This window comes from Prochlorococcus marinus subsp. pastoris str. CCMP1986, from assembly GCF_000011465.1.
Taxonomy (GTDB): Bacteria; Cyanobacteriota; Cyanobacteriia; order PCC-6307; family Cyanobiaceae; genus Prochlorococcus_A; species Prochlorococcus_A pastoris.
Genome location: NC_005072.1, coordinates 348,812 through 358,204 on the forward strand (window position 1 = coordinate 348,812; position 9,393 = coordinate 358,204).

17 protein-coding genes are annotated in these 9,393 nt (G+C 30.8%); 7 read left to right on the forward strand and 10 right to left on the reverse strand.

Features of this window, described 5'->3' with window-relative positions; genetic code table 11:
- The first annotated feature begins 156 nt into the window (after positions 1-156).
- The gene (locus tag TX50_RS01950; protein ID WP_011132004.1) at positions 157-546 is read left to right on the forward strand and encodes a putative quinol monooxygenase; all 390 of its coding nucleotides are present in this window, start codon (positions 157-159) and stop codon (positions 544-546) included.
- 25 nt (positions 547-571) lie between these two features.
- On the opposite strand, the gene TX50_RS01955 is transcribed toward TX50_RS01950, so the two are convergent.
- The 7 genes from TX50_RS01955 to TX50_RS09575 all read right to left on the reverse strand — a co-directional run bounded on the left by TX50_RS01955 (position 572) and on the right by TX50_RS09575 (position 3,209).
- Positions 572-880 (reverse strand): DUF3303 domain-containing protein, encoded by a 309-nt coding sequence (locus tag TX50_RS01955; protein WP_011132005.1) that lies wholly within the window; start codon positions 878-880, stop codon positions 572-574.
- 444 nt (positions 881-1,324) lie between these two features.
- Positions 1,325-1,462, reverse strand: a complete 138-nt coding sequence (locus TX50_RS09410) for a hypothetical protein (RefSeq protein ID WP_157859385.1) — start codon at positions 1,460-1,462, stop codon at positions 1,325-1,327.
- Positions 1,463-1,777: 315 nt separating this feature from the next.
- Positions 1,778-1,921 (reverse strand): hypothetical protein, encoded by a 144-nt coding sequence (locus TX50_RS09565; RefSeq protein ID WP_173027947.1) that lies wholly within the window; start codon positions 1,919-1,921, stop codon positions 1,778-1,780.
- A gap of 70 nt (positions 1,922-1,991) precedes the next feature.
- Positions 1,992-2,177 (reverse strand): hypothetical protein, encoded by a 186-nt coding sequence (locus TX50_RS01960; protein ID WP_036930923.1) that lies wholly within the window; start codon positions 2,175-2,177, stop codon positions 1,992-1,994.
- A gap of 27 nt (positions 2,178-2,204) precedes the next feature.
- Entirely contained in the window at positions 2,205-2,342 is a 138-nt protein-coding gene (locus TX50_RS09570) for a hypothetical protein (RefSeq protein ID WP_173027949.1), read from the reverse strand.
- Positions 2,343-2,714: 372 nt separating this feature from the next.
- Positions 2,715-2,849: a hypothetical protein gene (locus tag TX50_RS09905; protein ID WP_268741261.1), complete on the reverse strand. Its 135-nt coding sequence runs from the start codon at positions 2,847-2,849 to the stop codon at positions 2,715-2,717.
- A 195-nt stretch (positions 2,850-3,044) separates the two neighbouring features.
- A complete protein-coding gene (locus TX50_RS09575) occupies positions 3,045-3,209 on the reverse strand; it encodes a hypothetical protein (RefSeq protein WP_173027951.1) in 165 nt (54 codons plus the stop codon).
- A 180-nt stretch (positions 3,210-3,389) separates the two neighbouring features.
- On the opposite strand from TX50_RS09575, the gene TX50_RS01965 reads away from it, so the two are divergent.
- The 5 genes from TX50_RS01965 to cynS all read left to right on the forward strand — a co-directional run bounded on the left by TX50_RS01965 (position 3,390) and on the right by cynS (position 8,009).
- The gene (locus TX50_RS01965; protein ID WP_036930922.1) at positions 3,390-3,716 is read left to right on the forward strand and encodes a hypothetical protein; all 327 of its coding nucleotides are present in this window, start codon (positions 3,390-3,392) and stop codon (positions 3,714-3,716) included.
- A gap of 447 nt (positions 3,717-4,163) precedes the next feature.
- The gene (locus TX50_RS01970; RefSeq protein ID WP_011132007.1) at positions 4,164-5,849 is read left to right on the forward strand and encodes an ABC transporter substrate-binding protein; all 1,686 of its coding nucleotides are present in this window, start codon (positions 4,164-4,166) and stop codon (positions 5,847-5,849) included.
- A 30-nt stretch (positions 5,850-5,879) separates the two neighbouring features.
- A complete protein-coding gene (ntrB, locus tag TX50_RS01975) occupies positions 5,880-6,662 on the forward strand; it encodes a nitrate ABC transporter permease (RefSeq protein WP_011132008.1) in 783 nt (260 codons plus the stop codon).
- Positions 6,663-6,678: 16 nt separating this feature from the next.
- A complete protein-coding gene (locus TX50_RS01980; RefSeq protein ID WP_011132009.1) occupies positions 6,679-7,533 on the forward strand; it encodes an ABC transporter ATP-binding protein in 855 nt (284 codons plus the stop codon).
- 32 nt (positions 7,534-7,565) lie between these two features.
- Positions 7,566-8,009: a cyanase gene (cynS, locus tag TX50_RS01985; protein WP_011132010.1), complete on the forward strand. Its 444-nt coding sequence runs from the start codon at positions 7,566-7,568 to the stop codon at positions 8,007-8,009.
- An 84-nt stretch (positions 8,010-8,093) separates the two neighbouring features.
- Here the strand turns inward: cynS and TX50_RS01990 are convergent, their stop codons facing one another.
- Positions 8,094-8,285 (reverse strand): TatA/E family twin arginine-targeting protein translocase, encoded by a 192-nt coding sequence (locus TX50_RS01990; protein WP_011132011.1) that lies wholly within the window; start codon positions 8,283-8,285, stop codon positions 8,094-8,096.
- Positions 8,286-8,384: 99 nt separating this feature from the next.
- Here TX50_RS01990 and TX50_RS01995 point away from each other — a divergent pair, with 99 nt between their 5' ends.
- On the forward strand, positions 8,385-8,708 hold the full coding sequence (locus tag TX50_RS01995; protein WP_011132012.1) for a hypothetical protein: 324 nt from the start codon (positions 8,385-8,387) through the stop codon (positions 8,706-8,708).
- A 15-nt stretch (positions 8,709-8,723) separates the two neighbouring features.
- Here the strand turns inward: TX50_RS01995 and lptC are convergent, their stop codons facing one another.
- Positions 8,724-9,092, reverse strand: coding sequence for an LPS export ABC transporter periplasmic protein LptC (gene lptC, locus TX50_RS02000; protein WP_011132013.1), 369 nt, complete (start codon positions 9,090-9,092; stop codon positions 8,724-8,726).
- Positions 9,093-9,356, reverse strand: a complete 264-nt coding sequence (locus TX50_RS02005) for a hypothetical protein (protein WP_011132014.1) — start codon at positions 9,354-9,356, stop codon at positions 9,093-9,095.
- Positions 9,357-9,393 lie beyond the last annotated feature (37 nt).

The following is a 9,393-nucleotide window of genomic DNA, read 5'->3' on the forward strand; positions in this document are numbered from 1 at the left end:
AGCTAGATCATCCCCATCACCCAGCCTTTATAAAATCATAGCACTACATATGGTGTTTGACTGTAATATTTCTTGCTTTAGGTGGGGTTGTTTATTTCTATTTTATTTGCCATGATAGAAATCCCCATCACCTAGACTCGCAAGGGTCTTTTTTTTATGCCTAGTTTTGGATCAGACACTCCATTTATGCTTCTTGCAAAATTAAAGATTAAGGAAGATAAAGTTGCCGAATATTTAGAAATTGCTGATAAGACAGATAAGGCTGTTGAAGCAGACGAACCAGGAATGCTTCATCATACTTTTGATCAAGATCCAGACGATCCACTTTGTTTTGTATGGTCAGAAGTTTATAAAAACGATGATGCTTTACTTGCACATTTAGCTAATCCAGCAGTAGGTGAATATCTTGAAGCTCATGCTGAGTTAGGGACTGATTTTTCTGTTGAATTTTACGGGACTGTGGGAGATAAAGTGATTGAAGCTATGAAAGGAACTGGGGTTCCTTTTAAAGTCTTCAAAACACAATTCGGTTATAGCAGGTTTTAAGGTTAGTGAAATAGCTAATTATTTATTACGCCGCTGTTTCTATCTGATCTGTAACTGCAACGAACTCTTCATCAGTAAGAACAGGTGTTACTTCTATTTCATTTCCAAAGCCAGCACTCCAAGGCTGACACCACTGCCAAATTTTTGAATGGTCAGAAGCTTGAACTATTGCCCAACCATTAGCTCCCTGAGGATTTAAAACTCTATTTAAAACTTTGAATCCTTCGAAACTGTCATAGGGAGATCCCTCTTTTACATAATCAGTAAATGTTTTGGTTGCTTTCATTGAAGCTTCCATTGATGGGAACTGCCATTGAACTATGTATGTTTGCATAAAGTTTTTATTGATTAGTTAACTAATTATGAACAAAATTTTTTAAAAGAAAATTGAAAGTTAAATAACGAATACCAAAATACAGACAGCTATGTTTAACAGCAAGCCTAAAGTTTGAGAATTAAATTTTATCTCTAATTTGCATGACTAAAGGATCAAAAAGAATCTTAGTCCTAGTGGCAACCACAAACATAGAAGAAGCATAAGTAATAAAGAAATAGCATGGACATTTGGAATGTACCGCTCTTTAAAAATTTGTGTCTTCATAATCTATCTGGCTTTCCTAAGTTTGATTTCTCTTCTGACAAGTAAACCTAAAACTACAACACACATATTTATTAGAAAAACATCTAATGGCATTAAATAAAAAAAAGTATCTACTTAATTAATAGCAAGAATATTGGTATATGAATCAAGAAAGAATCACTAAAATACTTAGACTACTTATTCAGATTCTTTATGAAGTCTCTGAAAGAAACCTTCTCTTCTCCAATAATCTTCATATATAAGGTTTCTTTTTTGATAATCTAATGCGTTCATATTCTTGTCGAGTATGGCAAAAGGAGAATTAGTAAATTTCATAGTAAATCCTAAAATAATTGTTTATTAAATATCTATTAGATATGAGATCTTTTATCTCGAATAACTAGATCCTCTATAAGTAAGCTTTATTGTCTTCTCTTCTTGGCTCTTGCAATATACAAATGACTTGCCATTAAAATACATGTTTACCATGATGCAGCTCCTGAACTTGCTCAAGTCCCCGTCCTTTGGCTTGAGTCGTACTGCGGTCTATCTAGTGGTAGATCGGACGATTTGGTAGCTGTAGCTACACTTTATTTATAGAGTATTTGTACTCAATTGTCAATATATTTAGTTAAATTCAATATTCGGAGATTAAGCAGATTCGGTTAATTTGTTCTTCATATCTTCAATTTTATTAATTAATTCATCTAACCATTTTGTATTATTTTCTGATCTTTCTTTTAAATATGAAATTTTTGGTTGATTCATTTCATGTGTCTCGAAATCTCCGCTCATAAAATTTTTCCTTTTCTAAATTTTTTTATGTGATTAGTGAATTAATCAGCATCAATAATTAAATAAATAATTAGATAGAAATCCTGTCGATCATCAATACATCTTGGGTTTGTATTGTATCTCTCTTATTTTCATCCTCAGAATCTTTATAAGAATCGATTTCAGCTTGAACTCTTCTCTTATAAACTCCTTTTATGTAATCCAGTTCTCTTCTTTCTTTATTTAAAATTGAGAATGGTGAGGTTTTTAAGTTCATTAATAGCTCCTTTAAAATAATTTTGAATTAACACCAGTTTTTATCAGATTCAATAAAAATATCTATAGTTTGCTGATTTCTGGTTTCTTCCTCTAGAAGTTCTTCTTCTGATCTTTTTTGAATCTCGGAGTCATAAACTTCTTTTTTTGTTGGTGTGGTAGACATTTTGTTATGACAACTACTCATATGTTCTAACTAAATAGATAAGTAATACGATTAATAAAGATGTTCGGTTTGAGGTACTCCAATATACGGATAGAGGATCAACAATTAAATTTCAAAATGGTTAAAATTGGCAAGGTTTAAATAGAATAAGATAAAATATTTACTATTTACGAGGTACCTAAATAAGTATTAATTCGCAGGTTTAATCATAATTGGGATTCACTTCTTAGCAATATTTTTCATTCGTAAACAATATTTTTTTTGAGTTTGTTATGTAAGTAATCAAATTTAAAACAAAATTTGGAGGTAAATCTAAAGGCTTTAAAGTAGTAAAACCATTCCTTGAGTTACATTAAAACCTTTATGTTCCAATTAGCTAGGAAGTTGGTGTGTAGGTGGTGCATGAAATTTTCTCTTTTTTCTTTTTGATCTCTTGTAAATAACAAAAAGACCTAATCCTAATAAAGGAAATAATAAACCCTCTACAAATAAGGGAAAGTTAATCATAATCGTTACCCCTATGTAATCGTTATGGAATTATTTAGCCCAAAGTAACACTTTAATTATTATCGGTCGATCACTTGGGTCTCATGATTCAATTTTATGAGACCTTTTCCCTTTAAGAATCATCAATAAAGGCAAACCTAAAATCATCAGACCCCCATCTATCATTAAAAAAGTATTCAAACTCATTTATTTATTTCATCTAAGTGGTATTCCTTTTTTTACGGTGTCTTTTTTCATATCGTCCATCTCTTCCATGATTTTGTTGTAAAAGGCTAGCTCTTCAGGATCCTTAGAACCGAGTCCATATTTCAATGTTGCAGCAAGATATATTCTGTGCTTTCGATATGAAGATAATGCCATAGACGACCTTAATTACTAAATCATATCTAACTTCTTTGTACGTTATATGTATCTCCCTTACCAAGGGGAGTAGTTGCTAGATATAAGATAGTTATAGCAGTTATTTATAGCGAAAAATATATTAGATATTACTAAAATAGTGCAAAAACTAGTGCATAATAAGGTTAATCTGTTGTGCTTATGCAAAAAAGAGCATCAAAATTAGAAACGGATTTCAGGATTAGAGAAGCTGCTGATCTTGTCATTGAAGGTCTAGCTTTTAGTTCAATTACGTCCTATATGTCCAAAAAATATACCATTAGCAGAAGACAGGCTAGAAGGATAGCTGTTGATGCGTATAAAGTTATTAGAACTGATATCGAGGAAAGTGATTTAGATAGAAAAGAGATGACATCTAAATTAGTTTGTTTACTTGAGAATACAATGCACTTAGCGATGAAGGAAAAGCAATATTCTGCAGTTGCTACAAATGCGAGAGTATTGATGAGGCTTATTAGGCTTGAATAGTTATTTTGTATTTCTTAAATGGGATACTATGAGATTTTGTTAAATGTTTTAACAATAAATTTATAATTATTTTTTTATTTTTCTTTTACTAATGATTAATAATTTTTTTTCAACATAAAAAAATATTGATAATAATTAGATTCTTAAATTAATTCAAATTAAATATTTATAATTTAATAATTAATATGCATTCAATTAATAATTTATACTAAATATAAATTTATTTAATTAAAGAAATAATCTCTTCTTGTCCAGTTGAAAACTATATTTCTAGGTCTTATTTAGATTAAAAAAATATTTCACAAAATTATAAATGAAAATGATTATTATTTTTAAAGCTAATTTATTTTGAAAACTAAATTATTAAATCTAAGAAAAATGTATTTGTTAATACAACACAAGTGAAATTTAAAATAAATACTGGAGCTGTTATTAAATATTTAATTGATGCTTAATCCAGTAAATAATTCTACTAAAAAGTATAATTTTAAATGTGGTCCCTCATCTGCAGATAATTCAGATCAGTTCCAAGATAATTCTCAAAATTCATTAAATAATCTTTTAAATCCAGCTAATAATCATGGATATTTGTGTGCATGCGTTGAATGCAGACCAATAGGTAATGATCATGAAAACTTCATGTCAGATATGCCGGACGATCCAGTAGAGATAATATCTGATTTTTCTCGCATGGGTCTTATCAAAAATCAGGCTTACGAAGTAGCTGATGCCATTTCTACTGCAGAAATGCGAGATCTTTTATTCTACAAAAATGCATCTAATGGTGATCCTTATAAAGAGAAATTATTAAGAGAATTAGCTAAAGAGGCTGGTGGATTAGATCAAGCATTTAGAGCTGCCTTTGGACCTCAAGCAGGTAAGTTTTTTGCAAATACAAGGGCTTCATCTCCTATGGGTAGGAGAGCTTTTTTATCGAGTCTTGCAGCAGGTGCAGCTTTAATTACAGTAGCTTGTTCTAATCAAAATAAACCTACAAAACAACCTATTGATGATACACCGATAAATATTAATAACTTAGAAAAACAAACTTTACGAGTTGGTTTTATCCCAATAACATGTGCTTCGCCAATCATTATGGCAGAACCAATGGGCTTTTATAACAAGTTTGGAATGGATGTCAAAGTTGTTAAAATGCCAAGCTGGGGAGCTGTAAGAGATTCTGCCATAGCAGGTGAATTAGATGCTTACCATATGCTAGCTCCGATGCCAATTTCTATGACTCTTGGTCTAGGAACTTCACCATTTAGCGTAAAACTAGCAAGTATTGAAAATATTAATGGTCAAGCAATTACTGTTGCTAATCGTCATAAAGGCAAAGTAAAAGGACCTGCGGATATGAAAGGCTTCATTTTTGGAGTCCCTTTCCCTTATTCAATGCATAATCTTCTTTTGAGATATTATCTTGCAAAAGGTGGTGTTGATCCAGATAAAGACGTTCAAATTCGTCCTGTTCCACCCCCAGATAGTATTGCTCAATTAGTTGCAGGTGATATTGATGCTTACTTAATGCCTGATCCATTTAACCAAAGAGCCGTTTATGAAGATGCAGGATTCATTCATCTTCTTACAAAAGAATTATGGCCTGGTCATCCATGCTGTGCATTTGCAGCAGGAGAGCCTTGGATAAATGAGCACCCTGAAACTTTTAGAGCGCTCAATAAATCAATTATCGATGCGGCAGCCTATGTTTCAACACCTTCAAATAGAAAGGAGGTAGCTAAGGCTATTTCGGGAAGAGGTTTTTTAAATCAACCTACTGAAGTTGTTGAAGCAGTTCTTACAGGTAAATTTGAAGACGGATTAGGTAAAACTCAAAACGTGCCTGACCGAATTGATTTTAAACCTTATCCTTGGCAGAGTTTTTCTCATTGGATACAATCTCAGCTTATAAGATGGGATCTAGGAGGGGCTGTAGCGGCTATTCAGGCTGGTGATTTTAACCCAAATAGTGCCTCTATTTTTCTAACTGATGAAGCTCAGGCATTAGAAAGAGAAATGGGAGGTAATCCACCTACCGCTAGGTTTAGAAAAGAAGTTTTGGCTTATGATGAATTTGATCCAAGTAATCCAATCAAATATGTCAAAGATCAAATAAAAAGAGACGGTTTCTAATTTAAAAATTTTAATAAAAAAATAACTTAAATGAATAAGGTTATTTCCAAAAGACTTACTTTTGTAGTTACTATTTTCAGTCTTTTAATTTTCATAATTATCTGGCAAATAATTGCTCAACAGGGTTTGTTAGTTAAAAATTTTCCAGGCTCATTTAAAACTATAAATGCTTTGATTTGGTGGGTATCTGATCCGTTTTTTGATAATGGCCCAAATGATTTAGGGATTGGATTTAATTTACTCATAAGTTTGAGAAGAGTTTTAATTGGCTATAGTCTTGCCGTTTTAGTAGCTATTCCATTAGGTGTATTAATGGGGATGTCTAAATTGGCTCAATCATCTCTCAATCCATATGTTCAACTACTTAAACCAGTTTCTCCATTAGCTTGGCTACCTGTAGGACTATTTGTTTTTAGAAATTCAGAAATCACCGGTATTTTTGTTATTTTTATTACTAGTATTTGGCCTACTTTAATAAATACTGCTTTTGGTGTTGCAAGCATTAATCCTGATTATTTAAGAGTATCTAAATCCTTAGGCGCAAGTAAATCAATAACTATTAGAAGAGTTATTTTGCCAGCAATTATGCCAAATATTTTGGCAGGCATGAGAATTTCTATGGGAACGGCATGGCTTGTGATTGTAGCTGCTGAAATGTTGTTGGGAACTGGAATTGGTTATTTTATTTGGAACGAATGGAATAATTTATCTCTCGAAAATATATTTGTAGCAATCATTATCATTGGATTTACCGGTTTTATTTTAGATCAATTTTTTGGTTTTCTTCAAGATAAGTTCGATTACAGTATTTAGTTCGATAACTTTTATTATGCAAAAAAATTCAAATTCAAAAAAAAATTCAACTCATCTAGAACTGGCTAAACTAGGAAAAATTTTTTTCAAAGAAAAAAAATTTTTTGATTTCTATTCAAAACATAAAAAGAGTTCATTTGAGGCAATTAAGAATATTAATTTAAAAATAGAAAAAAATACATTTGTTTCGATAATTGGCCCTTCTGGTTGTGGTAAATCAACTTTATTAAATTTAATAGCGGGCTTACAAGCTCCAACATCAGGAAAAATTATTATTGATGGGTTGGCAATAAAAGGGCCGGGTCCAGATAGAGGTGTTATTTTTCAAAATTATGCTCTAATGCCATGGTTGACAACTATTCAGAATATTGAGTTTGCACTTAATACTGTTTTCCCAGAAAAAACAAAACCTGATATTAAAGAAAGAGCTATAAATTATCTCAGAATGGTGGGTTTAGAAAAAGCTTCAAATAAATTCCCAAAGGAGTTGTCAGGAGGGATGAAACAAAGAGTTGCAATAGCAAGAGCTCTTTCTATAAATCCAAATATGTTATTGATGGATGAACCATTTGGTGCTCTTGATGCATTAACTAGATCCTATTTACAAGAAGAATTATTGTCTATTTGGCGAAAAAATAAAGTAACAGTCGTTTTAATTACTCATAGTATTGAAGAAGCTTTACTCTTGTCAGACAAAATTATCTTGATGTCAAGTGGACCATCTGCAACAATTTCTGAGGAAATTTCAGTTGATTTGGACAGACCACGTGATAGGCAAAATATAGAACAAGACCCTAAATATTTAAAAATAAAAATGCGTCTTGAGAAGCATTTATTAAGAGAAACAAGAGCAGTAGAAGAGGTGACTTAGCTTCTCCTACTAAAAAAAAATTAAAATTTATCATGACTTTACCATCATTAACTAAATTATTATTAAAAGCAAAAAAGGAAAAAAATCTATCATTTGAAGATTTAGGAAATTTAATTAATCGAGATGAAGTTTGGGTAGCAAGTCTTTTCTACGGTCAAGCCACTGCTTCAGAAGAGGAAGCTACTTCTTTGATAGCCGCACTAGACTTGACCTCAGATTTAAAAGAAGATTTATCAACTCCTCCAGTTAAAGGATGTTTAGACCCTGTTATTCCTACGGATCCTCTTATCTATAGATTTTATGAAATAATGCAAGTTTATGGACTCCCAATGAAAGATGTTATTCAAGAAAAATTTGGAGATGGCATTATGAGTGCAATTGACTTTTCTATTGAAGTTGACAAGGTCGAAGACCCAAAGGGAGATAGGGTTCTAGTTAAAATGTGTGGGAAATTCTTACCCTATAAAAAATGGTAGTTGAATTGATTTAATGATTTCTTAATTCAAGAATATATAAAATACTTTGTAAATTAGAATCTTTATTATCAATAAATTTTTTAATTAATCATCATTCTCATTTAACTGTAAGGTTTTATTGATTTCACTCTCAAATTCTTTAGAAGCAGTTTGTATTCCTTTTAAAGTTTTACCTATAGTCTTACCAAGTTGAGGCAGACGTTTAGGACCAAAGATAAGTAAACCTAGAATTAAAATTACAATTATTTCTGGTAAACCAATTCCAAATATATTCATTAGAAATTTATAATTGATTATTATGTTAGAAAAATTTCAATTTTTATAAAGTAATCAAAGTAACAAATGATAATTTTTATTTAATCCGAATTTTTTAATATGGAACGAAGTTGGGATCCTTATTATAAGTATTTTAAAGAATTTGATTTTAATCTTTTTGAAATATTTTTACATAAAGAATTTCAAAAAGAAATTCTTGATTTAGGTTATCTAGAGCAAAATGAAATCAATCAATTTGTTCTTAATCCTGGTCAGTTTTGCGTTGTAAATGGTGTGATAAAGATAGTTCACGATTTGCCAATATTTTTAAATGATAAAAAATTTAAAGACAATTTGAATATAGAAAAATGGAAACTTGATTCTTACAATCTTCTATCAATTGATATTAAATGGGTAAAGGAGTCCTCCATAAAAATAATCTAAGTTGATTCTTAAAGATTAAAATTTAAGTTTTGTTTTTACTCTATTTTTATTTTCAGAATTAAATTTAAAAAGTCCCGAATCAGTAAATATAGTCAATTCATCGCCATATGATTTCTGGATAGATAAACCTTCAGATTCTAAATTTTTAACAAATACATTTCCAACTAGTTTTAAAGTTTTCGCATCTTTGTCGTAAGTAAGCTTATTTGAGGAGGCTTCAAAATTATTGTTAGTACTTTTGATAATTACATTTCCAATAGCTTCAAAATTGCCTTTAATACTTTGTATTTGAGAATCAGATGTAACCGTGTAATTCAGTTTCTCTTGTGCAAATGAAATTTCAGTGAAAAGAAATAGCACTGCTGAAAGTAGTGAGAGTTTCATTCACTCAATAAGTTCAAGATTATAAACAGTATCAACACAGTTGTTATCAATATCCCATTGTTTTAATTCTGGTTGTTCAAGCATGGAACCAAACTTTTCCAAATCAGAACAGCTCATAAGAATCATTGCTTTATGTTCATTAACTTTGATTATCTCCAGCTCAGAACAAAAAACGTATCCTTGTTCTTTATCTACTTTTTTAACCATTGCTTCAAATTCAGAGAAAGGGCAACCAAATGTCGAGACAACTAAAGTATTAGGCATAGAAAAAGGAGCTAGTTGCTCCTTATTTTAGATCGAC

Coding starts and splice junctions, on each gene's coding strand:
- TX50_RS01955 (WP_011132005.1), bottom strand. CDS start 880: ATGCAAACATACATAGTTCAATGGCAGTTCCCATCAATGGAAGCTTCA.
- TX50_RS01970 (WP_011132007.1), top strand. CDS start 4,164: ATGCTTAATCCAGTAAATAATTCTACTAAAAAGTATAATTTTAAATGT.
- TX50_RS01965 (WP_036930922.1), top strand. CDS start 3,390: ATGCAAAAAAGAGCATCAAAATTAGAAACGGATTTCAGGATTAGAGAA.
- TX50_RS09410 (WP_157859385.1), bottom strand. CDS start 1,462: ATGAAATTTACTAATTCTCCTTTTGCCATACTCGACAAGAATATGAAC.
- TX50_RS01980 (WP_011132009.1), top strand. CDS start 6,679: ATGCAAAAAAATTCAAATTCAAAAAAAAATTCAACTCATCTAGAACTG.
- TX50_RS09575 (WP_173027951.1), bottom strand. CDS start 3,209: ATGGCATTATCTTCATATCGAAAGCACAGAATATATCTTGCTGCAACA.
- cynS (WP_011132010.1), top strand. CDS start 7,566: ATGACTTTACCATCATTAACTAAATTATTATTAAAAGCAAAAAAGGAA.
- TX50_RS09565 (WP_173027947.1), bottom strand. CDS start 1,921: ATGAGCGGAGATTTCGAGACACATGAAATGAATCAACCAAAAATTTCA.
- TX50_RS01995 (WP_011132012.1), top strand. CDS start 8,385: ATGGAACGAAGTTGGGATCCTTATTATAAGTATTTTAAAGAATTTGAT.
- TX50_RS09570 (WP_173027949.1), bottom strand. CDS start 2,342: ATGTCTACCACACCAACAAAAAAAGAAGTTTATGACTCCGAGATTCAA.
- TX50_RS01950 (WP_011132004.1), top strand. CDS start 157: ATGCCTAGTTTTGGATCAGACACTCCATTTATGCTTCTTGCAAAATTA.
- TX50_RS01990 (WP_011132011.1), bottom strand. CDS start 8,285: ATGAATATATTTGGAATTGGTTTACCAGAAATAATTGTAATTTTAATT.
- TX50_RS09905 (WP_268741261.1), bottom strand. CDS start 2,849: ATGATTAACTTTCCCTTATTTGTAGAGGGTTTATTATTTCCTTTATTA.
- TX50_RS02005 (WP_011132014.1), bottom strand. CDS start 9,356: ATGCCTAATACTTTAGTTGTCTCGACATTTGGTTGCCCTTTCTCTGAA.
- ntrB (WP_011132008.1), top strand. CDS start 5,880: ATGAATAAGGTTATTTCCAAAAGACTTACTTTTGTAGTTACTATTTTC.
- lptC (WP_011132013.1), bottom strand. CDS start 9,092: ATGAAACTCTCACTACTTTCAGCAGTGCTATTTCTTTTCACTGAAATT.
- TX50_RS01960 (WP_036930923.1), bottom strand. CDS start 2,177: ATGAACTTAAAAACCTCACCATTCTCAATTTTAAATAAAGAAAGAAGA.